Source organism: Cognatundibacterium luofuense, from assembly GCF_018139685.1.
GTDB lineage: Bacteria > Pseudomonadota > Gammaproteobacteria > Burkholderiales > Burkholderiaceae_D > Undibacterium > Undibacterium luofuense.
Genome location: NZ_JAGSPN010000004.1, coordinates 47774 through 74363, shown reverse-complemented (window position 1 = coordinate 74363; position 26590 = coordinate 47774). Strand labels below are relative to the sequence as shown.

Genomic DNA, 26590 nt, shown 5'->3' with positions numbered 1-26590 from the left:
TGTTTTCCTTTTACAGCGCAAATATCAGGACTGCTTCTGAGCGAGTGCTGCTTTGACAAACGCGATAAACAGCGGATGGCCGTCGCGTGGTGTCGATTTGAACTCAGGGTGATACTGCACGCCGATATAGAACGGATGCACGTCACGTGGCAATTCCATGATTTCGCACAGATCTTCTGTCGCAGTACGGGAAGAAACCACCAGACCTGCCTGTTCGATACGGGTCAGGTAATGGTTGTTTGCTTCATAGCGGTGACGGTGACGCTCAGTCACAACGTTGCCGTAGATTTCTGCTGCCAGTGTGTTTGGCTTGATTGCGCAAGTTTGCGCGCCCAGACGCATGGTGCCGCCGAGATCGGAATTTTCATCACGCTTCTCAACTTTACCGTCAGCGTTTTGCCATTCGTCGATCAGCGCAACTACCGGTTGTGGTGTTTCAGGATCGAACTCAGTCGAGTTAGCCTGACCCAGACCAGCCATGTTACGTGCGTATTCGATCAGCGCGACTTGCATACCGAGGCAGATACCGAGGTAAGGTACTTTGTTTTCACGGGCGAAACGGGCTGCTTTGATTTTGCCTTCCACGCCGCGTTTACCGAAGCCACCAGGCACCAGAATCGCATCGAATTTTTTCAGGGAATCTGTTCCCTGCGCTTCGATTTCTTCGGAATCTACGTACTCGATATTCACACGGCTTTCAGTGTGGATACCGGCGTGACGCAGCGCTTCAGTCAGCGATTTATACGATTCAGTCAGATCGACATACTTACCAACCATGCCGATGGTGATTTCTTCTTTCGGGTTTTCCAGCGCGTACACCAGTTTGTCCCACATAGACAAATCGGCTGGCTTAGGATTGATACCCAGTGCTTCACAAACGATGGTATCCAGACCCTGAGCACGCAGCATTTGCGGAATTTTGTAGATGGTGTCTGCGTCCCAGACGGAAATCACGCCTTCTTCGCGGATGTTCGCGAACAGGGAGATTTTTGCGCGTTCATCATCAGGAATAGCGCGATCAGAACGGCACAGCAGTGCGTCAGGGAAAATACCGATTTCGCGCAGTTTCTGAACGCTGTGCTGTGTCGGTTTGGTTTTCAGTTCACCGGCAGCGGCAACGTAAGGAACCAGTGTCAGATGCACGAAGGACGCATTATTGCGGCCAGCGCGCAGACTCAGCTGACGTGCTGCTTCGAGGAATGGCAGGGATTCGATATCGCCAACGGTACCACCGATTTCAACGATCGCGATTTCTGCGCCTGCTGCGCCGCGATGGATGAATTCCTGGATTTCATTAGTGATGTGCGGGATAACCTGAACGGTTTTACCCAGATATTCGCCACGACGTTCTTTACGAATCACGGATTCGTAAATCTGACCAGTCGTGAAGTTGTTCACTTTCTTCATCTTGCTGCTGATGAAGCGCTCATAGTGCCCCAGATCCAGATCAGTTTCCGCGCCGTCATCGGTAACGAAAACTTCACCATGCTGGAATGGGCTCATTGTACCCGGATCAACGTTAATGTACGGATCCAGTTTGAGCATTGTGACTTTGAGGCCGCGCGATTCGAGGATCGCGGCGAGAGAGGCAGCGGCAATACCTTTGCCCAGAGAGGAGACTACGCCCCCGGTAACGAAAACGAATTTTGTCATTGCAGAAGGTGCCCTACGGCACAAGCGGGAAATCGGAATTATACATCAGCTTTGGCTGAGTACACGAGTACCCGCAAATTCTGCCATATTTCCGGATCAGTTTTGATATACAAATTGCAATCTTACGAAATTCTGATTTCCAGTAGCATCGGTGATTTCACGGATCTCATTCATACGCCGCACGACTGAGGCATTGACGCCCCACTGCGCGCCCTGCCAGCGGTATCCGAGCTCCACTTCTCCACCACGGTGACGAATATGTACCGGCAAAGTCTGGTTACGGAAATAGCCGCCCTGCACGGTCGCGTTATAGCCTACCCATTTCAGTTCGGTGCGCAAAAATGCATAGGAAGCTTGCTGACCTGGCAACAAATTTAAGTTGCCTGCGCGCAATTCCGCCTCAACACCGGCATCCGTAAAGATATTGCCGATACGGCCTTTGATCAGCGGGCGAAACTCAACGCCAGTCCACGGCAGCATTTTCCCCGGAGAATAACTGCCGGACAACACGATACCAGCCTCATTTTTCAGCTGCGTACTCCAGCCCTGCGCCTGCGGTTGTCGCAAAATTTTGTGCAAAACTTCCTGTGACTTTTCCCCGGCGGCACAAGGGCCCAGACAGCCAATGTCCACACCGACTTTCCAGGAACGACCGGCAGCATCCGATTGCTCGCGCCAGACACCAGCGTACAGCCATGCCGCATACGGATGATCAATGACCGGCATTTGTGCCGGCGTCAGCTTAATATCGGAGCCGGTGTACAAGTCCTGCCCGAGATGCCAGCCGTACTCCACGACTTGCGTACCCGTTTGCAACTGAAAGCGGCGGCTCAGATGATCACCGGCAGTAAAAAAACGGTCATCACGCTTCAGCAGCAGACTGTCATTTTCTACTTCCACCATCCACGCAGATTTTCCTTGTGTGCTGACTTGCTGCCACTCTTGCCAGTCAGGCAACACCCGAGCAAAAGAGAAGCCGGAAGCACTGGCGAGCGCCAAGGAGAAAACGGTACGAATGGTATTTTTAGAAATCATCATAAGAATCCGGAGAGTACAGAAGGCTGATTTTAACGCTTTGCAGACTGCTGACCGAGCACTTTCTGCAACATCTGCAACACGGATTGCGCGGTTTCAGCCGGTTTTTCCATAGGAATCAGATGTCCGCCGGAAATCAGCGTGTAATGCTCTTTCATTAAACGCCGCGTATGCAGATCACCCGCCATGCCACATTCTTTTGATTCAGTCCCGCCGACAAAACCCAGCGGCACATCCGGCCATTCATGGATCAGCTTACCCATGTGGTGTGGCATGGTGCGGTAAATGCGGGTTTCGATGTCACGCAGAAAACGCAAAGTTACGCCATCCGCATTCGCTTCTGTCCCTGCATGCACGTAATCCCACAGCACTTCAGGCTCCCATGCCTTAAACACGTCTTTGACCGCAAAATGCTGATGCACCGCCTGATGGTTTTCCCACTGCTGTTTGCGAACTTCAGAAAAGCGTGCCGGTGACAGGTATTTATCAACGCCGAGCTTTTTGATTGTCCATAACACACCAGCGCGCCAGCCTGCCACAATCGGCGCATCAATCACCACAACAGCCTTTACCAGTTCAGGATGCTGATGCGCAACCAGCATGGAAAGCAAACCACCCAGCGAATGCCCGAGCAATATCACCGGCTCCTGATAACGCTGACGCAAATCGCTGGCGATTTCCTGGATCAGCCAGGGCCAGCAATCCGTGACTGGATAATCCGGATGATGCCCAATGCGTTCTGTGGTCTGAATCTCGTAATGCGGTTCCAGATACGATAAAAACCGGCGGTAAGTACCCGCCGGAAAACCATTACCGTGCAAAAAGTGTAATCGGGGTTTATTCATGGTCTCCACTCCCGTCTGCGCGGGTTTGCCAGTAGCGCGGCCTTTGCCAGCGATAGCTACTGACTTCAGTTGTTTCTGAAAAAACAAACTGTATCGCACCTTCCGAGTCGCTACGTAGACGTTTTACTCCAAAATCCGCATAACGCTGCCAGACATCGGCACGCGGATGGCGGTAGCGATTTCTGTACCCGAGCTGAAACACCGCCCATTCCGGTTGCACTGCCTGCAAAAATGCCGGTGTAGATGAAGTACCGCTGCCGTGGTGCGGCACCAGCAGCACACTGGCGCGTAACTTATCCGGCTGCATTTGCAGCATTTCATCTTCCTGCACTGCTTCGATATCGCCCGCCAGCAAGATCGCCTGATCGCGGTAAGCAATGCGCAGCACACAACTGCGCGCATTCGGTTTCCATTTATCGCTGGCATAACTAACGGCAGCCGGTTGTAAAAACTCAAAATCCACATGACCCCAGCGCCACTTGATACCCGCTTCGCAGCGCTGATGCGGACGCATACGCGCTTGCAATGCATGCTGTTCGGGCAAAGAACTGTACCACTGCACAGTAGCGATGTTTTTTGCGATGCTCGCCGCTCCGCCGGAATGATCAGTGTCCTGATGTGAAACAATGACTGCATCCAGCTTTGAAATTCCGCGGCTCTGCAAATACGGCAGCACAATCCGCGCGCCAGCATCTGCACCGGCATTCCATGCGGGGCCAGTGTCGTACAGCAAGCGATGATGCGGCGTTTCCACCAGCACCGCCATGCCCTGCCCCACATCCAGAAACTGCAGCACCAATCCGGTCTGCTGCTGCGGCACTGGCAATAACAAAGGCAGCCAGCCGCACAAACCCAGCCAGCGCAAAGGCCAGCGGCGTGGCAACAGCAAAATCAGACTACCGGCCGTTGCCAGCAACAAGTACGGCCATTCCGGCACGGGACGCTGCCACACCGCCCACGCCGGACCCGCCATCCATTCCATCAGTGGCATCAGCCACGATAACAACAAATGCGCCAGTTGCCACACCAGTTTCGCCAGCATATCCGGCAGCAGACAACCGAACAACGCAAGCGGCGTGACCAGCCAGCCGATGACCGGAATTGCAATCGCGTTGGTGAACGGACTGACCAGACTGAACTGACCAAACCAGAACAGGCACGCCGGTAACATGGCAGCCATCAGCGCCCACTGGCTGTGCAGCGCCTGCATCAGCATTTGCCGCCAGTGTTTTTTCTTTACCGTTTTTTCCTGCTGCGGCTGCGCTACCGACATCAAAGCCGCAACCGCACCGAACGATAACCAGAATCCCGGCCACATCGCCGCCCACGGATCAATAATCAGCACCGCCAGCAAAGCCATCGCCAGTATCTGTGAAGAGCGCCACGGAATACCGCTGAAGTTAGCCAGCGCCGCTACCGTCAGCATAATCGCTGTGCGTTGCGCCGGCACCCCGAATCCCGCCAGCGCGACATAGAACCAGGCGGTTATTACACCTGTCACCAGCATCACATGCTGCGCGGGACAGCGCAATGGCAAGGCTGGCTGCAAAGGCAGCCACGCCGAACGTCGCCAGACCTGTCCGGCCAGCCATGCCATCAGAGCTGCAATCATTGTGATATGCGATCCGCTGATCGAAATCAGATGCCCGATACCGCTGCGCATCAGCATACTCCAGTCATCCTGCGTAATGGCGCGCTGCTCGCCGATCACCAGAGCCACCACTACGGCGGCATAACGCTGTTCCGGCAACGCCGCAAAAATACGCTCACGCAAACTTGCACGCCAGCGTGCAAACTGCGATGACGCCGACCATTCAGCGCCGCCACAAGGTTGCAGGCTGGCTTCACGCACAGAAGCCGCGCCGTCCAGCCCTTGCTCCAGCGCCCACAGTTCGCTGTCAAAGCCACCGGGATTAGCAGTACCGTGAATTTGCTTCAGCCGCAGCCGCATTTGCCAGCACTGACCGGAAATCAGTTCCGGCAAGGCTTCGCGTTGCGGAAACCAGTTCGCGCTGAGTTTTTGCGGAGGATGGGATGTGTCGATGTTTGCAGGCCAGTCTGCCTGCAGCAGCTTTGCTGTGAAATGCCAGCCGGTGTCATTGCGGTAAGGCAAACCGTCGATTTGCACCACCGTCTGAATTTCCTGCCCGTCGAATGACGCTGGCAGGCGGGTTTGCAGCGCATCACAGGCTTGCCAGTGCGCCCAGCTCAATCCTGCAAGCAGACCAAGCATCAGCGAAACAAAGGAATACAACCAGCGACGACGGCTGCGAACAAAATTGGAATGAAAACCGGGACTCGCAGGCTGCCGCAGCCACCACCATAGCCCGTGCAGAAATAAAACCGCGATCAGTATCTGATTTGCATAAGCACTGATCAGTGTCGCTTGTTGCTGCAGGATCAGCGTACCAGCCAGAAATCCCGCAGCCCAGCGCCTCATCGCAGTAAAGCCTCCAGCCGTGGCATGGCGGCGAGCGCGTTCTGTGTTGTGATACGGGCGGTTTCTTCCGGTGTCCAGCCGCGCAATTCCGCCAGCACCTGCGCAATCTGCGGTAATTCTGCCGGACTGTTACGCTGGCCATGCAACCACGCTGGCGGAATATCCGGCGCATCAGTTTCGAGCACGATGGATTCCGGCGGCAACTCGGCAGCCAGCCGGCGAATCTGGCGCGAACCGGAAAAAGTCATGGTGCCGCCGAAGCCCAGTTTAAAACCGAGTTTGATAAATTCCATGGCCTGATGATGGCTGCCATTGAATGCATGAGCGATGCCGCCGCGCACCGGAATCCGGCGTAAATGTTTCAGAATCTGGTCCTGCGATCTGCGTACATGCAGCAGCACCGGCAAATCAAAGTCACGTGCGATTTTTAACTGCTCGCGGTAAAACCATTCCTGCTTTTCTGCCAACGGCGCTTCACGCAACGCAGGTACAAAATAATCCAGCCCGATTTCACCAACCGCCACCAGCCGCGCATCCTGCGGCAGCCGCTGCGCAATTTGCTCGCGTAACAGCGCAATATCGCTCTCGTCGGACACCGGCACATACATAGGATGAATCCCGAGCGCATAACTGCAACCCGGCAAACGCGCCGCCATTTCCGCCGCCTGAGCGAAGGTATTGCGATGCACCGCCGGAATCACCACTTGCCCAACACCACCCTGCTGCGCCTGCGCACGGATCTGCGCCGCTTCATCGCCAAACTCAGAAGCGTCCAGATGGCAGTGCGTATCAATCAGCATCGCTGGCGTAAGAAATTCCGGCATCGCAGACATAGAAAATCAGGAAAAACCGCAGTGTAGCGCGGATGAAGAACACTGTCTTTGCGGCAACCTGCTTCAATGATGCACTGACAACAAAAACAAACAGCCGGACATGCCGGCTGCTGAACATCAGAAAACAAAATTCCTCAGCTGTGCAAAGGCTGACTACTCACAATCACGCCATCCTCATCCGCATACAGCCATTCCCCCGGCGCGACGCGCACACCGTCGATTTGTACCACCGCATCCTGCAAACCACCGCCGCGTTTGATGCTGCGCACAGGAATGGTGCCGAGCGCTTTGACGCCGACTTCACAAGCCGCCAGTTCTGCACTGTCACGCACACAACCGTGCACCACAATGCCGGACCAGCCGTTCTGCTCCGCCAGCTTGCCCAGATTGCCGCCCACCAGTGCACAACGCAGACTGGCGCCGCCATCGATCAGCAAAACACGCCCATGCCCCGGCGTTTCCAGCAAAGTACGCACCAGCCCGTTATCTTCAAACAGCCGCAAAGTCACCACCTGCCCCGCAAAACGCAGCACCCCGCCGTAATCACGAAACACCGGCGGCAACGCACGCACAATGCCGCGCGCAATCAGGTCTTCATTAGCATCACACAAATCACAGGTCTGAAAATCCATGGTTACTCCTAGCGGTTGAGTTAACGATCCCGCATCAGTTTGCCATGATTTACAGAAAGTTGGCGTATCCGACGCCAGAGCATCAGCTCAAATTTGCGCTGCCGCAGACGCTGGGGATGTTGCAGAAATCGTCATCAGCCCATTCCGGACAACCAGACTTTCTGCCGACGACCGCCGGATCGGTGTGCGGGAATCCGCATTTGGGGTGGAAAATGGTGTTTTTGGGGCATATCGAAGCAACACCCAGCTCGCAACCCCAAAAAGTAAATTTGTTTGGCATTCGACCAAAACCCTGCAAGTCGCAAGCGCCGTAAGTGTGTTTTGAGAAACTTGAAACTCCGGCGGCAATTCTTCGTTCATCGTCTATCCAATATAGGAAAACCTACCAAACTGAAGGTCTGAGATAGAATTGCTTTTTTAAATACGGAATTCGATATGTTTAGCCTTCTCCGCATAGCGACTTTGTACAACCCATCGTTGCAGCAAGTCAGCTGTGGCGCCCGCTGAACTCACACGTTAGGCATCTCATGGAACAGGATTTCTCGGATCACTTCTGGACGTGGTATGCAACCGATGAACGCCGGCGGCTACTAGTGGTTTGCGAACTAATAAAGGCACTCGAGTTCTTGCAAGCACCAGCAGAGACTCAGTCATCTCAGATTCCGTATTGTCCGGCCTGTGAGACGTGGTCAATGATGATGCTGCCCATAGCCAGCTTCTTGGAGGAGTTCCCGCCTGATCTATCGCCATCTTTGAGGGAGGCTCTCGCCGCAGTTTGGCTTGCATGCAATGAACTTCCGGAAGAGTCCTTCCGCTGTGATGATTTTCAGATGTTTCACTTGGAAGGCTGGGACGATCTACGGTCCGTGGCGAGCAAAGCCCTGCACGAATTAGATTGGGAAAACTTGCAACTGCATGTCGATGAAGTCATTTCCGAACTTCGTCAGAAATTATTTAACAAGCAGGGTTAGTATGAAGCCGAACTCGTCGTTCGAGCGAAATCACCGCGACCTACTACAACAGGCCATCACTTCATCCATGACCTTCCGTATCACGATGCGTCAAGCCGCTTAGCTCCAACATTGAGAATGTAAAAAGTCCAGAAAAAACCCAAAAAAACAGTTAAATCAATTAAGCCTGAAGACGCATCATCTCTAATCACCTTATTCGGAGATGCAGACCGCAATACCCCTTCATCTCGTTTCATTTCCCAACCAACGCTATCGAAAACGATAGTCCGTTAATCGGAAACAAACTTTTTTGCATTCCGGTTTTTCCCATGTACGCAGCCAACTCTCGCTAAGTGCTTTCGCAAAGAAAAGTATGCCAATCTCCGCATCCGTCTTTTTCGCAGACCCAGATTTTCTGCCGACGACCGCCAGATCGGTGTGCCGGAATCCGCATTTGACGCGAATTCCGGCTGAAAAGCTGTGGAAGAGGCGCTGCTGAAGTGCTCAGCAGCGGTTCAGTGGTGATCAGGCTTGTGCAGCCAGTTGGCGGGCGCGGGTGTTGTTGCCGACGTTGACGGCGGTGGCAATGGCGAGTACCTGAAAAATGGCGACGCCGATGAACAGCGATGCGACCATGTGCTGGTCCATGAAAACACCGAATAACACCGGTGCGATGGCCAGTCCGCTGTCCAGACCGGAATACACGATGCCGTACACGCGGCCGGTGGCGTTTGCCGGTGCGGCGGCGCGGATCATCAGGTCACGCGATGGTCCGGCGATGCCGGTACAGAAGCCGGTAGCTGCCATCAAAGCCAGTGCCAGCGCGCCGTTGCCTGCGCCTGTGGCCAGTATCAGTGCGAACACGGCAGAGCCGACGAAGGCAATAGCGATGGTGCGGTCGTGTTTGCCGCCACGGGCGGCCAGTACCCCACCGGCGAACATGCCGAAAGCGGAAGCCAGCATAAAGGCGGAATATGCGGATGTGGCTGCGTTCAGCGACATGCCGTACAGCTCACGCAATGCGGTTGCCGCAAAACTGTGTACGCCGCCCAGCGCCATTGCAGTCAGAAAAAAGAAGGCAAAGCACATCCAGACCGTAGGCAGTTTCAGAAAATCCAGACCGCCGCCTTTAGCGCCCTGCACTGCTTTTTGCGCCGGTTTGGTGTGCAATACCTCGCGGTAAGCAAACAGCAGGCACAGCACCAATGCCGGTAAAACGGCAGCAGACAACAAAGCACTACGCCAGCCGGCAATTTGTGCAATACCAACCAGAAACACCGGTGCGCAGGCCCAGCCCAGATTGCCGGTTAAGCCGTGAACGGAAAATGCGTAGGCTAAACGCGGATGCGACACTTTCTGGTTCAGCAGCGAATAATCCGCCGGATGGAACACGCTGTTGCCGACACCGGCGATGACCGCACCGGCAGCCAGCATCCAAACGCCGTTTGCCATTGATAACACAATGGCGGACAACATCAGGCAAAACACGCCGAAAAACAGCACGGTGCGCGCGCCGAGTTTATCCACCACAAAGCCGGAAGATGCCTGACCAATGCCGGATACCACAAAAAACGCAGTCATCAGCATGCCGAGTTCTGCGTAGCTGAGACCAAACTCCGCCTTAATCCACGGGAATAAAGGCGCGAGTATCAAATGAAAAAAATGGGAAATACTGTGTGCCAGTCCCACCAGTGCAATCACCAGTGCATCCTGCCGGACCGGCACGGCAGGCATTGCCTGTGCTGTCGTCATTCCAGACTCCTTATTCTGTCTGCTATCGCTTGCGGATAGCGTTTATGCCGTTTCCGGCAAAATAAACCCAGTGTTGCGCAACACCGTCAGTGTAATGAAAAGCGATTTGGCGCATTTCAGTTAAACTGACATCTTTTATTGAATTTACGTCAAAGCAAATCGCCTGCAAACTGGCTTACACCGACAAGGCTATGTAATCGCATCAAGGGTGCTGCCTTGTTCCCGCAAATACTCAGGCCGGTAAGCGGCATGTGGCGACTGTGTTAGCCGCATTGGTCACATTAGTCGCTTTAGTCACATAACCCAGTCTGACACAGCAAACCGCAGCCATTCACATCAGACAGCAAAGGAAAACCAGCATGCCTGTACCGGTACTGACCGACACCAGCACCTCACCCTACCAGCCGGATCAGCAGCATCCCGTGCGGCTGATTGCCCGCAATCTGAATCAGGGGGAAAAGCTGGCACCGCACAGCCATCCGTGGGCGCAACTGACCTACTCGCCGCAAGGCATGCTGCAAGTCACGGCGGGTGGACAAGTCTGGTTCGTGCCACCACAGCGGGCGATCTGGATACCGCCCGGCATTCCGCATGAAGTGACTACCCTCAGTACTGCCCGCTTACGGGTATTACACATTGATGCGTCGCATAATCCGCGCCCTGGTACTAACTGTGTAGTCTTAGAAATATGTCCGTTAATCAAAGAATTGATTGCACGAATGGAGCAACTGGATCCGTCAGCCACTTGCGAGCGTGAATTGCGGATCAGCGCGGTATTGTGCGATGAAATTCAGGCAGCGCCTGCCATACCGGTACATTTGCCGATGCCATCAGAAAAGCGCTTACGCGCCGCCTGCGACTGGCTGATCGCACATCCGGCGGATGCGGACTCACTGGAAGTTGTTGCCCGCCACGCCGGTGCTTCTGCCCGCACGCTGAACCGCTTGTTTGAAAAAGAATTGCACATGAGTTTTGTGCAGTGGCGGCAGCAAATGCGCCTGAGTCTGGCAGTGCCGCTGGTGGCGCAAGGCCTGCCCTTGTCGCGGGTGGCAGCGGAACTTGGTTATGCCAGTCAGTCTGCATTCAGTGCCATGTTCCGCAAGGCGCTGGGCGTGCCGCCGGGAGTGTTTTTCAGTGGTCATCAAACCAGCGCGTCGGATGCGAATGGTCTGCAGGTGCAATCCGCGTCATCCTCGTCATCGTAACTTTCGCCAGCATCACAATGGTGACGTAAGCAATATATCAAGCCTATTTTAATTTCCATCTTTACAATGAAAGGCATCGATTTACTCTGATTGCTTATCACCATGTCCAGTATCGCCCTGTCCGTGACCTTTACCTGTCTGCCTGAACACCGCGCTGCGATTGTGCAAGCGCTGGTGCAACACCGTGTGCGCAGTCTGCAGACTGAGCCGGGAACGCTGCAATTTGAAATCATGACGCCGAATGACAAGGCGGACAGCATCATCCTGTTTGAACTGTATGCCAGCCAGCAAGCGATGGAAACGCATATGGAAGGCAGCAGCCTCGCGCAATTCCGTGCCGAAACCGAAGGGCAGATACTGAGCATCGCCGTGGAGACTTGCAGTCATCATCGCTAACGGACTTTGATCGCTTCGTTGCCGCTTCTGCAGCGGTTCCTTAGCGATTGTTTAACGATTGCTTAGTGATTGCTTAGGTCTTCGCCTGAGAGCACCGCAAGTCCTCCAAAACGGCTGTTTTTAGCCTGAATGCGGATTCCAGCACACCAATCCGGCGGTCGTCGGCAGAAAGTCCGGCGCTCCGCAAAATGCAAATGCGGGTTTCTGCACAATCCTGTCTGATTTTCCGGAGTTTTTATCTGCCATCCGGTGCTGTCCGACCAGCGCACTACCATGCCAGACAGCTACCGCACCACTGCGCTGCTCTGCCCTTCTGAGTCCGTACAGACAAAAAAAGGGCGACAATTGCTTGCCGCCCCAACTTGCTTTCTTTCCGGCCTGTTTTCAGGCCACGCGTGCATTGTACGCCGCGAAACTTACGCCTTGCTGAAATGCAGTGCGCCGTCCTGCACATCGATACGAATCGTATCTTTCGCTGCAAATTCGCCTTTCAGCAAACTACGCGACAACACATTTTCGATTTCCTGCTGAATCGCCCGTTTCAGCGGACGCGCACCGTACACAGGATCGAAACCGGCTTCGGCGATTTTCAGCAGCGCTGCATCGCTGACCTGCAAACCGATTTCCAGCTGTGCCAGACGTTTTTCCAGAGTTTTCAGCTGGATTTTCGCAATCGAGCCTATGTGTTTCGCATCCAGTCCGTGGAACACCACAATTTCATCGATACGGTTGATGAATTCCGGACGGAAATGGGTTTTCACCTCGGCCATTACCGCCGCCTTCACCAGCGCCGGTTCGCTGCCTTCCATCGCCTGAATCTGATGCGAACCCAGATTCGAGGTCATCACAATCACCGTATTTTTGAAATCCACGGTACGGCCTTGTCCATCGGTCATACGGCCATCGTCCAGTGCCTGTAACAGGATATTAAAGACGTCGTGGTGCGCTTTTTCAACCTCGTCCAGCAAAATCACGCTGTACGGTTTGCGGCGCACCGCTTCGGTCAGATAACCGCCCTCTTCGTAACCAACATAACCCGGTGGCGCACCGATCAGACGGGCTACCGAATGTTTCTCCATGAATTCACTCATGTCGATGCGGATCAGCGCCTCTTCACTATCAAACAGGAAAGTCGCCAGCGCCTTACACAGCTCGGTTTTACCGACACCGGTCGGGCCTAAGAACATGAACGAACCGTAAGGACGTCCCGGATCACCAAGACCAGCGCGGGAACGGCGGATTGCATCCGATACCGCCACAATCGCTTCGTGCTGACCAACCACACGATCATGTAGCACATCTTCCATGCGCAACAGCTTATCGCGCTCGCCCTGCATCATTTTCGAGACCGGAATGCCGGTTGCACGCGACACGATTTCTGCGATTTCCTCCGCCCCGACCTGCGTACGCAGCAAACGGTTTTTCGCAGGCTGACCATCACCGGCACCTTCTGCGGCATCGGCTTGTTTCAGTTGCGCTTCCAGCTCAGGCAACTTGCCGTACTGCAGTTCCGACATGGTTTGCCAGTCGCCTTTGCGGCGCGCTTCTTCCATTTTCTGACGGATGCGCTCAATCTCTTCCTTGATATGCGCACTGCCCTGCACCGAGGCTTTTTCGGCTTTCCAGATTTCTTCCAGATCCGCGTATTCACGCGACAAACGGGTGATCTCTTCTTCAATCAGCGCCAGCCGTTTATGCGAAGCTTCATCTTTTTCACGCTTCACTGCTTCGCGCTCGATTTTTAACTGAATCAGGCGGCGATCCAGCTTATCCATCACTTCCGGTTTGGAATCGATTTCGATTTTGATTTTCGACGCCGCTTCATCGATCAGATCAATCGCTTTATCCGGCAGGAAACGGTCGGTGATATAGCGGTGCGACAATTCTGCTGCCGCCACAATCGCCGGATCGGTAATATCCACGCCATGATGGACTTCGTATTTTTCCTGCAGGCCGCGCAGAATCGCAATCGTCGCTTCCACGCTTGGTTCATCAACCAGAATTTTCTGGAAACGGCGTTCCAGCGCCGCATCTTTTTCGATGTATTTGCGGTATTCGTCCAGCGTGGTCGCGCCCACGCAATGCAGTTCACCACGCGCCAGCGCAGGCTTCAGCATGTTACCGGCATCAATCGCGCCTTCGGCTTTACCGGCACCGACCATAGTGTGAATTTCATCAATAAACACAATGGTCTGGCCTTCATCCATCGCGATTTCTTTGAGCACCGCTTTCAGACGCTCTTCAAATTCGCCACGGTATTTGGCACCGGCCAGCAAGGCCGCCATATCCAGACTCAGCACCCGTTTATTGCGCAGACTGTCCGGTACTTCACCGTTCACGATACGCTGCGCCAGCCCTTCCACAATCGCGGTTTTACCAACGCCCGGTTCACCGATCAGCACAGGATTATTTTTACTGCGACGCTGCAGAACCTGAATCGCACGGCGAATTTCATCGTCGCGGCCAATCACCGGATCCAGCTTGCCCTGACGGGCGCGTTCGGTCAGATCCAGCGTGTATTTTTTCAGGGCTTCGCGTTGGCCTTCGGCTTCCGGACTATCGACCTGTGCGCTGCCGCGCACCGCATTAATTGCGGCTTCCAGTGCGCTGCGGGTCAGGCCGTTTTCTTTGGCTAAACGACCGGCATCGGATTTATCTTCGGTCAGCGCCAGCAACACCATTTCAGACGCCAGAAACTGATCCTGACGTTTTTGCGCTTCTTTATCTGCCAAATTCAGCAAGCCGCCCAGTTCGCGCCCGAGCTGAACTTGTCCGCCATTTCCTGACACCTTAGGCAGACGTTCCAGCGATTGTTTTAAGGCATTTTGCAAGCCATTCACATTCACGCCGGCACGTTGCAACAGCGAGCGGCTGCTGCCGTCACTTTGCTGCAGCATTGCCAGAATCAAATGCTGGGTTTCAATGTAAGGGTGATCCTGACCGACCGCCATACTTTGCGCATCTGCCAGTGCTTCCTGCAATTTAGTCGTAAATTTATCGAGACGCATGATTGTGCTCCTGATTTTGAATTAACTCCCAATTTGGGGCTGAGAAATGCTTTTCAAGCAGTTTAGAAAGCGCACGCACATAAAAATTTGTTTTAGCGCAAACCCTGCTCTGCGCAGTAACTGAGTACGAATTATTCTGACAATCACCCTCATTGCGCGCCGTCCCTTGCCGCTTCAGGATGGTCGCTCAGGCAATATTGTGTTGTAATAAACTTTTTTATCTCCGGCCTTCTGATTATGTCGTTCGATTTCAATACCAAAGATCAGTTATTCAGTCGTTATCCGAATCCCTATAAAACCGAAAACTGGTTTCTGCTCGCTGTCAGCCTGCTGAATCTGGCGGGTGTGATTGTGCTGTTCCTGAATGCGCGCACCTATCTGCGTAACAGCGAACATATGCTGTTCGGCATGTGTATGCTGCTGACCGTGCTGTTTTTATTTGTACTTGGCCGCACCGCGATTCGTTTGCTGACGCAATTGCGTTTTGTGTTCGGCCGTGGCTATCCGGCCGGACTGGCACCAGAGCTGAATGCAGGTGTGATTGGTCACAGCAAACAGGCAGATCAGCTGATAGAACTGATGCGCCATCAGACTATTCCGTTCAGTGAACCACAGGGGCCGGTGGAAGGCTTATTGTTTGCGCTGTTCCGCAGTTTGCTGGTGGCGCCGGGCGCGGTACGTGAGCAGGCGAAACAGCATTTTGAATCGCTGCTGATTAACGGCGCTTTATTGCTGTCCTTGCTGAGTTCATGGCTGCTGTTCAGTGGCAGTGATCAGGAAGGCATAGTGTCCGTGCTGTATCTGCCGCTGACTGGCTTGTCGTTGCTGACGGTGTTACAACGCCGCTATGCCGCGCAACAAACTTCCGCAATGCCGTTTATGCTGCGCCTGATCGGCCTGATCGGCTTTGCAATTCTGGGGCCAGTGCTGGTACCGCGCCTGTTACCGCATGCGGATATTACGCCAATGTGGACGCCGCCCCTGATTTTGCTGACCGGTACGCTGCTGAATGCCGGTCTGGCTTTATATGCACTGGTTGCGCAACTGGATATTCCGGCCTCCACTTCCGTCGCCTGCGAAGAAACCCGTCTGACCATGAATGCCGCACCAGGCCAGCTGTGGACGGAAATCAATCAGCTGTTCAAAGAAAACTGGTTTGAAGGCATTCCTAACCGCGCTTATGCGAATATCACGCCGGAAATTGCCGGTGAAATCCGTGGCCGTTTTCAGGGTTACATTCTCGAAGAAACCCAGCCGGAACCGGTACATCCTAGCGGCAATGGCGAACCGGGGCGTTTGCTGCAAACCCGCTTTGGCCCCGCGTTGGTGGGGTTGAACGGACTGGCTGTGCTGGCGGCCTTCTCTGCGTTTCTGAGTGCCGCGATTCTGTCATCCGCGCTCGGAGAATTTAAACCAGCCGGCGTTTATAACTTTGTGCTGTGCTTACTGGCTTTGCAAATGCTGACTTTACACGCGCTGCGTTCTGGTCATTTGCTGTGGTCACGCATGTATTTCCGCTCTACGCTGATCTGGATAGAAACACAGGGCACGTATCAGACCGCTGATTTTCAGGTCGGTAATCAGATGAACAGCCATTTCTCTTCCCGTTCATCCGTCACCCGTACCGAAGACGCGATTCTGCGCGTCTGGATGGCAGATTTGTACACCGTGTGCTTCGGTAAGGAAAATCAGCGCTATCTGGTATCGCTCGCGCCTTCGCTGGTCAAACCGGCATGGTATTTACGCCGTCTGGAAGAATTTGCGCGTAATCAGTCCTCTGTTGCCGCACCGGTGTCTGCGCGCGATCTGGAACATACCCGCACCATGAGCGGCTTTGAAGCACTGGCAAAACAAACGCCGGATCAGCAAAGCTTTCAGCAAAATCAGATCAGTCAGCAGGAACAACGTCCGCTGCCAACCATCGGTCATGGCCGTATCAAGTTAATTCAGCAGGATCGCGGCTTTGGCTTTATTCAGCAGCAAGGTGGCCCGGATATGTATTTCCGCGTTCAGCATCTGGAAACTCAGGATTTACAGGCCGGTGCCGAAGTGCGTTTTGAAATCATCAGCACGCAACGCGGTTCGGAAGCACGCAAGATCCGCGCATTGAACGAGCAATCCTGACATCCTGAATCTGTGCTTTTTACTCATACGGAGAAAACCATGAAACGTTCCACCTTGTATTATCTGTTCGCTCTTGCCGGTCTGATCATCACCTGGATTTTCAACGCACAGTATCTGATACAAGGCGGCAGCGTTGAGCCTGCGGCTTTTTTCGGCGCAGCCATGCTGACACCGTTAACCACGGCTATCACGCTGGACGTTTACTGGTCAGCCATCGTTTTCAGTATCTGGATGCTGACTGATGCAAAAGAAAAAGCTATTCCGTTGCGCTGGCTGTACATCGTCATCTGCTTTTGTATTGGTTTAGCGATTGCCTTGCCTTTGTATCTGGGCGTACGCGAACAGCGAAAAGAAAAGGCGTGTTCAGGAACCAACTTAGCCGGAATGACGACACCGGTCTGAACCCTGAATGTACATAAACAAAACGGGCCGCAATATTGCAGGCCCGTTTTGTTTTCAGAGTTACTGAAACGCAGACATTAACTGAACTTGCGCTGCAAGCGGAAATCTTCCGTCGCCTGTACCAGCGCCTTGGCAATCCCCGGTTCCATTGCGGCGTGTCCGGCATTCTGAATCACATGGTAGGCGGCTTCCGGCCATGCGTTATGTAAGCGCCATGCAGAAACCGGCGGGCAGATCACGTCGTAACGGCCTTGCACAATCACAGCGGGTAAATGGCGGATACGTGCGATATTCGTGATCAGCGCATCGTCTTCCATAAACGCGCCATTCAGCATGTAATGCGCTTCGAGACGACCAATACCGAGACTGACCGCATCGGATTCAAAACTGGCAATCGCATCTGCCTGTGGTTCGAGGAACAGACAGGAACCCTCGTAGCGGCTCCAGTTGCGTGCGGCTTCGGTGTAAATCGCCGGATCATCGCAGAACAGGCGTTTCACATAGGCTTGCAGCAAATCGCCGCGCTCGTCTTCCGGTACGCCTTCGGCAAAACGCTGATGAATTTCCGGATAAAACCAGCGCATACCATTGACGAACCAGTCGACTTCTTTACGGGTACACATGAAAATGCCGCGCAGGACAAAGCCGAGGCAGCGTTCCGGATGCGTTTCGCCGTAAGCCAGCGCCAGCGTGGAACCCCAGGAGCCGCCGAACACCAGCCACTGATCGATGCCCAGCATGGTACGCAATTGTTCGATATCGCTGATCAGCAATTGCGTGGTGTTCTGGCGATATTCACCGAGCGGCAGTGATTTCCCCGCGCCGCGCTGATCAAACAGCACGATGCGGTAGTGATCGGGATGAAAAAAGCGGCGGTGTGTCGGAGAAGTGCCGGCACCCGGACCACCGTGCAGGAACAGCACCGGAATGCCATCCGGGTTGCCGCATTCTTCCCAGTAAATCGTATGCAGTTCATCGACTGGCAGCATGCCGTGGCGGTGCGGATCGGTGGCCGGAAACAGAATATCGTCGCTCATGAAGTTTTCTCTTTGAATTCTGGAATGCGGGAATTATAGGCGGCGAACCCCTTACTGTGCGGCGTTCCGCTGCTTTGCAAAATACAAATCGATAAAATTCGGTGATCCGGCAGCAAACCTGCCGGACGATTCGGTACAACACCACTTCTGCCTTACTTCTGCGTCAGAGTTTGGATTGCCAGACCAGCTTCAGGGTGCGGGCTTTGCTGACACGCATGTTTTCTTCCAGCGTCTGGTTTTGCCATTGAAAACGGTCATCACTATTCTGACTGCGCGCCAGCATATCGGTCACACTGAGTTTGAATTGCTGATTGCCGTGCTGCCAGTGCAGATACCAGTCCAGCTGCAAAGGATGATGATTTTCCGCCTGCAAAACGCCGGTTTCGTTATACGTTTCTTTTCCCTGCCATTGCAGACTCAGGCCGGTCTTCCATGCGCCTTGTTGCAAGTCCAGCTGCCACTGGCTGCCATACGGAATTTGTTCCGGTAAGCGGCTCTGCACACCGTTAGCATGCAGGCGCGACCAGTTCGCATAAGCGTGCCAGCGTATCTGGTAACGCAGCTCACCGAGCTTGCCATCGCGTTTCAGTTCCGCCTCGACACCCAGCCAGCGTGCATTGCCCTGATTGACCGGACTACTGTTCCAGATGCCATTGGTTTGCGTCAGATCGTAACCGATGCGGTCACGCATACGACGGGCAAACATGCCGAGTTCCAGTGCGGTGTCTTTATCCAGTGTGCGCTGGTGACTGAACTCGATACCGGTGATGGCTTCCGGTTTCAGCGCCGGATTGCCGGACTGATCGGGGTTAAACGGTGAATTGTGATCGTCCACACGATAACGGCGCGGAATCAGCTGAAAAGCGGTCGGCAATTTCCAGCTCTGGCTGATACCCAGACGCCATTCCCTACCCTCGCTGGCCTTCCAGACTTGCTGCCAGACCGGACTGATCAGCCAGCGGCCTTGTGTGACATCGGCCAGACCATTGCTGCGCAAACGGTTCTGCCAGTATTCCATCCGCAATCCGGCTTGCTGATGCCAGCCGGTTTGCTGGAACCAGTTACGTTCCAGCCACAGGGTGCTGCGACTGCTGTCAGCAATAAAGCGGCGCTGATCGCTTTCAGGCATGCCGCCGTTCAACGGCTGATCGGTTTCATCGCGGGTTTCGGTACGCGAGGCCGGTTGCCAGCTGATGCCGCCTTTCCAGCCCTGCTCATCGGCGTTCAGTTGTTGCCAGTTCAGTGCCAGCCGGAATTCATTGTCATGCACGCTGCCTGTCACCAGCCGTTTTTCAGTCAGCCTGTTTTGCTGATCACTGCCGGAAAAGTCGTAACGGGTACGGCGCAATACCTGATTCCAGCCTGCAATCATGTTCAGCTTGCCCCAGTCCGCTTCCGCCTTATCCCATTGCACTTCCTGCCGCCAGCTGCGGTTCAGCGCGGCAAACTGACTCTGGTTGAATGGAAACGGCACCGCGTCACCAGCCAGCACGTTTTCCTGCCGCTGCTTATCCTGTTGCGGGCGCAGCCACTGTAGCCAGCTTTGCCAGCCAAGCTGATCACCGGAAGGCATGCGCCATTGCAGACGTTGCTGGCTGCTCAGCGCGGTCTTACGTTGCTGACTGGTTTCCGTCAGCGTTTGCTGCATAGTATGCTGTACATCGTTACTGCGCCGGTCTGCCTGCAGCAAGCCATCGTCGGTTTGCTGTTCCGTCTGCAGATTCCATAAACCGGATACGTCACCATGCTGACCGGACTGGCGCACGGCGAATACCGGACTCCAGCGGCCCTGACGGAAGGCTTGCGTCAGTTCAGTTTCCGTTTGTCCTGCCCGAAAACGCGGCTTCAGAATCAGATTAATGCTACCGGCCGCCGCTTGCTGGCTTTGTCCGGCACCGGGTGTACGTTCAATCTCAATGCGTTCAATCTGGCTGGCCGGAATACTGTCTACCGAAAATCCGCGCGGCATCAGTTGCCCGTCGACCAGTATCTGCACATAGCCATTGCCCATCCCGCGCAAACGAACCTCGCTCGCTTTACTGCCTTGCTGAACGATTTGCACGCCGGGTAACTGGCGCAATAACTCGCTGGCATCAGTCGCACCGAATTGCATCAGTTGCGCCCGCTGGAAGCTTTGCTTGTTGCTGAATTCGTCAGACCGCCCCTCCGGAGCGCCAGAGTTGACGCGGACAACCTGAATTTCCTGTGCAGAAACCCGCATTTGAGGCAAAAACAGGCCCGTACCGCCCGCCAGCAGGCAAACCAGATGGCGCAGACGAAAAACGGCTTGCAGGCGGCGTACCGGATGAACATCAGACATGGCAAAAATCCTTTCGGTAAATCAGTCATTCAGTAAAACAGGATGCAGCTCGCCCTGCCCGCAGACTAGCGGACATCAAACCTGAAAAAATGTGAGCGATACCACCGGTACAGCGCTGGCTGTACCGTCCCGTGACATTGCAGTGAGGTTGAAAACGACGTAGCTGCGAGCAGCCGGCCTGGTGATCCGGCTGCTCTGCAGCTTATGAGACCGGCATGGTGGTCAGTGTTTGGGTTGCCATTGTTGCGCCTTGTGGCAACACCGGAGATTTTTGCAATTGCTGCAGAATCTGACGCGCATCGTCTGTGCGCTGTTCCGCGCTGTCGGCGTGCATCAGCACAATCAGCACACGGCGACCATTCAGGCTGGTCATCATACTCAGGCAACGTCCTGCTTTGCGTGAGTAACCGGTTTTGGTGACGGTCAGTTGCCAGTCGCGGTCACCCACCAGCTGATTCGAGTGCCAGAAAGTCTGCGGTTTGCCTTGCAGATTCAGCACCAGCTCCGGCGTCGTGGTCAGACGACGAATATCCGGATACGAAGCCGCTGCCTTCAGTAACAGCGCAATGTCACGTGCGCTGGCTGCATTCGCCTCATCCACGCCGGACGGGCTGACAAACTGCATGCTGCGCATTCCCAGTGCCTGCATCTTGCGCTGTGCGGCGGCATAAAACGCTTTTTCACCGCCGGGAAAATGTCTGGCCAGCACATTCGCTGCCTGATTGCTGGACGGTATCAGCATCAGCGCCAGCCAGTCGGCGCGGCTCAGTGACATACCGGCTTTCAGTTTCATCGGCAACACATTCGGATCGCGTAGATCGGTGGCGTCTGCAGTCAGCATCTGATCCTGTGCAGATCCGCTATCCAGCACCAGCATGGCGGTCATCAGTTTGGAAATGGAGGCCATCGGCACCACCGTATCCGCCGCTTTTTCCAGTAATACCTGACCACTGGCTTCATCCATCACCAGCGCATGGCTGGAATGGGTATCGACATAGATCGTGTTTTTTGCCGGTGCAGCGTCGGCAGTGCGCACAGCAGCTGATTCGCGTTGCAACGGCGCCGGAGAGCCGCCGCGTTCCGCGACTGCCGGTTGCCATAAACCGCCACCAGCCAGCGCCAGCATCACGGAGACAAAGGCTGGTGCCAGCGTACGCCAGCGCAAGTGTTGCTGTTCAGGACGCACCAGACGGCGGATACGGCTCAGCAAATCGCCACCGTGGGCTGCCAGACCATGCTGCTGCGCCGCCAGTTGCCACTGATCCAGTTGCTGCAGTGCGAGCGCCAGCTGGCGACCATCGCCGGTCAGCTGACGTGCAATGTCGTCGGCAATCAGTTCTCGCTCTTTATCAATCTGACGGCACAACCACCAGACACCCGGATGAAAAAACAGACAGGTTTGTATGCCTTGCTGCAGCAGCAGAAACAAATAATCCCAGCGCGAAATATGCGCGGCTTCATGCGCCAGCAAGGCCTGCAGCATCTGCGGGTCCATGCCGGTCAGTAAAGACGACGGCACCAGAATCACCGGCTTCAGCAAACCGGTCGTCAGCATCGCCGTCACTTGCGGATGTGCCAGCACGCGCACTGCACGGCGCTCACCCAGTTTGTGCAGCTGGCTGCGCACATACGACGACAACTCACCCTGCAACGCGGAAGATTGTCTGACCAGACGACGCAGCCACCACAAACCAATCACGACGCGGCTACCCATCAGCAGCACACCTGCCAGCCAGCCGCATACCAGCGCCGGCATCCATGCTCTTAAACTTCGCATCCAGCCCGGTTCTGCCACCGCTGACACCGGACTCCCTATCGCCGCCCAGGCATCCATACTCAGCACTTGCGGCACACCCCAGCCACTGAGCACCGTTGCCACCGGCACCAGCCAGCAGGCCAGTAAAGCGATCAGCGCCAGCGCATAACGGCTGCGCGGATGGCGGTTACGCATACCGGCCAGCAAGACAGCTGCCAGACCGGCAATCAGTGCCACTTGCCAGACCGCATGCAGCAACATCCAGCCCAGTGTTTCTGTCCAGATCATCATTCCGGTTTTCATGACTGATCGTCTTTGAGGAATTTGGCGATTTCTTCGCGTTCAGAATGGCTGACATGCCCGCGCAAGGCAGCCAGTACCATGGATTTGGCAGAACCGGCAAAGACTTTCTGGATCATGTCTTTCAGCAGACTGGTCTGCAGCGAATCCTGCGCCACCACCGGCGCATACACATGGGAACGCTGGCTTTCATCGCGGCTCAGCATGCCTTTACCATGCATGATCTGTAACTGACGCAGCACATTCGCATAGGTCAGATCAGCGCGGTCGCGCAGCATGAATTCGTGTAATTGCTTGGCAGTTGCAGGGCCCGTCTGAAACAGGGCTTGCAGAAAACTCAGTTCCGCTGCCGTTGGCTTCACTGGCTGGGCGGAATCGGGGCTGAGATCTTTATCGGTCTGGGTCATTACCTGTCCTTCACGGAATATCGGAATAGCACAATGGTTGCAGAATAACTTTTCTAGAAAAGTTTGTCTACAAATTTCTGAAGGATATTCTGACTATATTCTGAACAGGTTTTGGGGTGAGTCGAAAACCACTTTTAGCACCGTGCGGGATAGCGGTTTTCTGTGATCAGTACAGAAAGGAAAAGCAGGATAAGCAAAAGACGCCCGTTGCAGGCGTCTTCGTCCGGTCAGTGCTGAAATGGTTCAGGTATTTTTTTCGGCCTGGGCTGCCAGCGCGCGCAGCTTATCTTTTTTACTCGGACGTTTGCCTTTGACACCGCCGTTAGGGTCGCTGACTTTGGCATGGACAACCTGCTCCAGCGTTTCCGGTGTAATTTCAAAACCCGGCACTTGTTCGCGTTCAATTCTGACGCCGTGACGTTTTTCAATCAGCCGGAAATGCGCTTCATTGGCAGCATCGGCACAGATAAAGCTGACTGCCATACCAGCTTCACCGGCGCGTCCGGTACGGCCTATACGATGGATGTAATCTTCGCTGGAACGCGGCAAATCAAAATTCACTACCACCGGCAACTGACTGATATCGATACCGCGTGCGGCCACATCCGTCGCAATCACAATTTTGACGCGGGCATCTTTAAAATCACTAAGCACCTGCATACGCTTGCCCTGCGTTTGCTCGCCGTGTAAGGCTTCGGCGCTGATGTGCAGACGGCGTAATTTGGTTGCAATCAGATCCGCACTGTATTTGGTCGCCACAAATACCAGTACACGCGACCATTTCTCGGATTTGAATAAATGTTTCAGCAACTGGGTACGCTGCTTTGCATCGACCAGAATCGCGCGCTGCAGAATATCGGGCTTGCCCTCTTCTGTAGTCGGAATGTTGACCTTCACCGGATCATGCAACAGGCTGTGCGCCAGCTCACGGATACTGTCTGAAAACGTCGCTGAGAAAAAACAATGCTGACGTTGCGCTGGCAATAATTTCAGCACCGCATTCAGCTCTTCCGCAAAACCCAGCGCCAGCATACGGTCTGCTTCATCCAGCACCAGCCGCTCCACCTGATCCAGACGCAGCGCATTTTGCTGCACCAGATCCAGCAAACGTCCGGGCGTGGCCACCACAATATCGGCGCCACCGCGTAAATGCAGCATTTGCGGGTTAATCGAAATCCCGCCGAATAACACCGCCAGTTTCGGATAGTACGTAAAACTTTTACTCAGCGTACGCAGCGTATCGCCGACCTGCACCGCCAGCTCACGGGTTGGCACGAGAATCAGCGTATGCACGGTTTTCGGCGTTGTCGCTTTGCGCTGCAGATGGCATTCCAGCACCGGCAAACAATAGGCTGCCGTTTTTCCCGAACCGGTTTGCGCACTCGCCAATACATCTTTCCCGGACAGGATAGAAGGAATGACTTCGCTTTGAACCGGCGTAGGCTGGGTAAAACCTTGCTGCTGCGCCGCGTTTTGCAAAGGAGTGGAAAGACCGAGTTGAGAAAATGACATTGAGTACTTTAGAGGAATTAAAGAGGTAAAACTGCGTAACCGTGATTTTAAGGGAATTATGCGGTGACTTGTTACAATGCATGCCAGCCTGCCACTTTTCTTTGCAAACCATGATGAATCCTTATCAAACCCTGACATCTTCCATCCTGAATCAGGCGGGTTTGAATTGCCATGCGGTATTCCGGCTTGCTGATTTACCGGAAGCGATGCGTAACAGCCTGCACGATGCGAATCCTGACTATCTGCATTACCGGCAACTGATTTTAATCGGACATGGCGGCAAAGATTTCTGGGCTGCCTTAACAGCACAGAATTCAACACAAACTGAACAGCAGACACAGCAGCTGACAAGGCAGGATGACCAACATCCGGTGGATGATTTTACGGTGAGTAAAGTGAATGCCTTCATGCAGACCGAACATCCGCAGACGGAATATACCCTGCTGTATCCGGGAGCCTACCTGTTGAACTTGCAGGAACTCGGGCAACTGGCCGGATGGCATCACGCTTCCCCGTTTATGGTAGGCATTAACGCCAGCTTCGGTTCATGGTTCGCCTATCGAGCGGTGATCTTAGCCAATACGGATTTACCAGTCACAGCCCTGCATCAGAGCGCGCCGCCATGTCAGCGTTGCGAGGAAAAAATCTGTATCCGTATCTGCCCCGCCGCGGCCTTAACGGTGGACAGCTATGACCTGCAAAAATGTCTGCATTACCGCCAGCAGGAAAATTCACTGTGTGAAGTGAACTGCATCGCACGCTGGTCATGCCCGGAAGCACCGGAACATCGCTACACCAAAGAGCAAATGCAGTATCACTATGGTTGTTCGATCAGAATGATCAAACATATTGCCTGATTTTCAGTGCAGCCACTTCCACAACTGATAACCGGCGAAGCAGCAGGCAACGGAACCCATTAAATGTACAGCACTGTGCGCTAAAGCCCAGCCGGGTTCGCCCTTCTGCAATAACGCCATGGCTTCGGCAGAAAAGGTGGAAAACGTCGTCAGGCCACCGAGGAAGCCGGTCACGATGAATAAGCGCCATTCCGGCGCGATGGCTGTCGCTTCATTGAAAAACGCAACCGCCATACCGATCATCAGACCGCCGCCCAGATTTGCCGCCAGTGTCCCCAGCGGCAACGTTGCCAGAATGCCGTTAAAACTCAGCGATAACCACCAGCGCAGCCATGCACCGAGTGCGGCACCGACCCCGACTGCAACAAATCCGGCCGGATTCATATCGCACAATCCTGCGGCACACCCGCCGCGATCCATTTTTCCAGCGCCACCTGATCGGTTTCACGCGCATCGACCCAGCGCTCGCCTTCCGTTGTCTGCTCTTTCTTCCAGAACGGCGCTTCGGTTTTCAGATAATCCATAATGAATTCACAGGCTGCAAAGGCATTGCCGCGATGACGGCTGGCAACAGCCACCAGCACAATCTGATCAGTAGGCAGTAAAGGGCCGACGCGGTGTATCACGGTCAGGTCAATCAGTTCCCAGCGCTGCTGCGCCTGCTCAGCGATTTGCTGCAGGGCTTTTTCAGTCATGCCCGGATAATGCTCCAGCTCCATGCCTGCCACGCTTTTGCCATCGTTGACATCGCGCACCAGTCCGATAAAACTGACGATTGCGCCGGTGTCGGGACGTCCGGCGCGCATCGCATTCAGTTCGGACTGCAAATCAAAGTCAGCAGTTTGCACCTGAATTTTCATATCAGCCTCCGGTCACCGGCGGAAAAAACGCGACTTCACATCCGGCATGAATTTCCGCTTCCGGCTCGCACATTTCATGGTCCAGCGCCATGCGCAAAGCGCGGCCTTCTGCTAAAACTTCTGACCACGGTTCGCCACGGCTGCACAGCCATGCACGCACATCACCAACCGTTCTGACGTTGTCAGGTACGGCGATTTTCTCTTCGCTGATGCCCAGCTTTTCACGCACGCTGGCAAAAAAACGTAATTCAATCGTGGTTGCCATC

At 54.5% G+C, this 26590-nt stretch carries 23 protein-coding genes; 7 read left to right on the top strand and 16 right to left on the bottom strand.

Going from position 1 to position 26590, the window contains the following annotated elements:
- Positions 1-24: 24 nt before the first annotated feature.
- From KDM89_RS07145 to rraA, 6 genes are all read right to left on the bottom strand, one after another.
- Complete coding sequence (locus tag KDM89_RS07145; protein WP_212687263.1) at positions 25-1653, bottom strand: CTP synthase; 1629 nt, start codon at positions 1651-1653, stop codon at positions 25-27.
- A gap of 96 nt (positions 1654-1749) precedes the next feature.
- Positions 1750-2691, bottom strand: coding sequence for a lipid A-modifier LpxR family protein (locus KDM89_RS07140; protein ID WP_212687262.1), 942 nt, complete (start codon positions 2689-2691; stop codon positions 1750-1752).
- Between the two features lie 29 nt (positions 2692-2720).
- Positions 2721-3533: an alpha/beta fold hydrolase gene (locus KDM89_RS07135; RefSeq protein WP_212687261.1), complete on the bottom strand. Its 813-nt coding sequence runs from the start codon at positions 3531-3533 to the stop codon at positions 2721-2723.
- A complete protein-coding gene (locus tag KDM89_RS07130; RefSeq protein WP_212687260.1) occupies positions 3526-5973 on the bottom strand; it encodes a DNA internalization-related competence protein ComEC/Rec2 in 2448 nt (815 codons plus the stop codon). Before KDM89_RS07130 ends, KDM89_RS07135 begins: the two co-directional genes overlap by 8 nt.
- A complete protein-coding gene (locus KDM89_RS07125; RefSeq protein ID WP_212687433.1) occupies positions 5970-6773 on the bottom strand; it encodes a TatD family hydrolase in 804 nt (267 codons plus the stop codon). The genes KDM89_RS07130 and KDM89_RS07125 overlap by 4 nt, the downstream gene beginning before the upstream one ends.
- A gap of 167 nt (positions 6774-6940) precedes the next feature.
- The gene (gene rraA / locus KDM89_RS07120; protein WP_189355266.1) at positions 6941-7438 is read right to left on the bottom strand and encodes a ribonuclease E activity regulator RraA; all 498 of its coding nucleotides are present in this window, start codon (positions 7436-7438) and stop codon (positions 6941-6943) included.
- Positions 7439-7482: 44 nt separating this feature from the next.
- Between rraA and KDM89_RS07115 the strand changes: the two genes are divergently transcribed.
- Entirely contained in the window at positions 7483-7752 is a 270-nt protein-coding gene (locus KDM89_RS07115; protein ID WP_212687259.1) for a hypothetical protein, read from the top strand.
- A gap of 213 nt (positions 7753-7965) precedes the next feature.
- Positions 7966-8409, top strand: a complete 444-nt coding sequence (locus KDM89_RS07110) for a hypothetical protein (RefSeq protein ID WP_212687258.1) — start codon at positions 7966-7968, stop codon at positions 8407-8409.
- 504 nt (positions 8410-8913) lie between these two features.
- Here KDM89_RS07110 and KDM89_RS07105 read toward each other — a convergent pair.
- Complete coding sequence (locus tag KDM89_RS07105) at positions 8914-10140, bottom strand: MFS transporter (protein ID WP_212687257.1); 1227 nt, start codon at positions 10138-10140, stop codon at positions 8914-8916.
- A 359-nt stretch (positions 10141-10499) separates the two neighbouring features.
- Here KDM89_RS07105 and KDM89_RS07100 point away from each other — a divergent pair, with 359 nt between their 5' ends.
- Both KDM89_RS07100 and KDM89_RS07095 read left to right on the top strand, forming a co-directional pair.
- On the top strand, positions 10500-11345 hold the full coding sequence (locus KDM89_RS07100) for an AraC family transcriptional regulator (RefSeq protein ID WP_212687256.1): 846 nt from the start codon (positions 10500-10502) through the stop codon (positions 11343-11345).
- Between the two features lie 102 nt (positions 11346-11447).
- A complete protein-coding gene (locus KDM89_RS07095) occupies positions 11448-11741 on the top strand; it encodes a putative quinol monooxygenase (protein ID WP_212687255.1) in 294 nt (97 codons plus the stop codon).
- A 416-nt stretch (positions 11742-12157) separates the two neighbouring features.
- On the opposite strand, the gene clpB is transcribed toward KDM89_RS07095, so the two are convergent.
- A complete protein-coding gene (gene clpB / locus KDM89_RS07090) occupies positions 12158-14749 on the bottom strand; it encodes an ATP-dependent chaperone ClpB (protein ID WP_212687254.1) in 2592 nt (863 codons plus the stop codon).
- Positions 14750-14986: 237 nt separating this feature from the next.
- On the opposite strand from clpB, the gene KDM89_RS07085 reads away from it, so the two are divergent.
- Complete coding sequence (locus KDM89_RS07085) at positions 14987-16873, top strand: cold-shock protein (protein ID WP_212687253.1); 1887 nt, start codon at positions 14987-14989, stop codon at positions 16871-16873.
- Positions 16874-16912: 39 nt separating this feature from the next.
- Positions 16913-17275, top strand: coding sequence for a DUF2834 domain-containing protein (locus tag KDM89_RS07080; protein ID WP_212687252.1), 363 nt, complete (start codon positions 16913-16915; stop codon positions 17273-17275).
- Positions 17276-17352: 77 nt separating this feature from the next.
- Here KDM89_RS07080 and pip read toward each other — a convergent pair whose 3' ends face one another.
- From pip to KDM89_RS07055, 5 genes are all read right to left on the bottom strand, one after another.
- Positions 17353-18312: a prolyl aminopeptidase gene (gene pip, locus KDM89_RS07075; protein WP_212687251.1), complete on the bottom strand. Its 960-nt coding sequence runs from the start codon at positions 18310-18312 to the stop codon at positions 17353-17355.
- 163 nt (positions 18313-18475) lie between these two features.
- Positions 18476-20632, bottom strand: coding sequence for a TonB-dependent receptor plug domain-containing protein (locus KDM89_RS07070; RefSeq protein ID WP_212687250.1), 2157 nt, complete (start codon positions 20630-20632; stop codon positions 18476-18478).
- Positions 20633-20834: 202 nt separating this feature from the next.
- The gene (locus tag KDM89_RS07065) at positions 20835-22679 is read right to left on the bottom strand and encodes a M56 family metallopeptidase (RefSeq protein ID WP_212687249.1); all 1845 of its coding nucleotides are present in this window, start codon (positions 22677-22679) and stop codon (positions 20835-20837) included.
- Between the two features lie 8 nt (positions 22680-22687).
- Complete coding sequence (locus KDM89_RS07060; protein WP_212687248.1) at positions 22688-23095, bottom strand: BlaI/MecI/CopY family transcriptional regulator; 408 nt, start codon at positions 23093-23095, stop codon at positions 22688-22690.
- Between the two features lie 243 nt (positions 23096-23338).
- Entirely contained in the window at positions 23339-24607 is a 1269-nt protein-coding gene (locus KDM89_RS07055; protein ID WP_212687247.1) for a DEAD/DEAH box helicase, read from the bottom strand.
- Between the two features lie 110 nt (positions 24608-24717).
- Between KDM89_RS07055 and KDM89_RS07050 the strand changes: the two genes are divergently transcribed.
- A complete protein-coding gene (locus tag KDM89_RS07050; RefSeq protein ID WP_212687246.1) occupies positions 24718-25464 on the top strand; it encodes a hypothetical protein in 747 nt (248 codons plus the stop codon).
- Between the two features lie 3 nt (positions 25465-25467).
- Here the strand turns inward: KDM89_RS07050 and crcB are convergent, their stop codons facing one another.
- From crcB to moaD, 3 genes are read right to left on the bottom strand one after another with little or no spacing between them, the layout of a single operon-like run.
- Positions 25468-25848, bottom strand: a complete 381-nt coding sequence (gene crcB, locus KDM89_RS07045; protein WP_189355281.1) for a fluoride efflux transporter CrcB — start codon at positions 25846-25848, stop codon at positions 25468-25470.
- Positions 25845-26324, bottom strand: a complete 480-nt coding sequence (gene moaE / locus KDM89_RS07040; RefSeq protein ID WP_212687245.1) for a molybdopterin synthase catalytic subunit MoaE — start codon at positions 26322-26324, stop codon at positions 25845-25847. The genes crcB and moaE overlap by 4 nt, the downstream gene beginning before the upstream one ends.
- A gap of 1 nt (position 26325) precedes the next feature.
- Entirely contained in the window at positions 26326-26589 is a 264-nt protein-coding gene (moaD, locus tag KDM89_RS07035; RefSeq protein WP_212687244.1) for a molybdopterin converting factor subunit 1, read from the bottom strand.
- Position 26590: the final 1 nt, after the last annotated feature.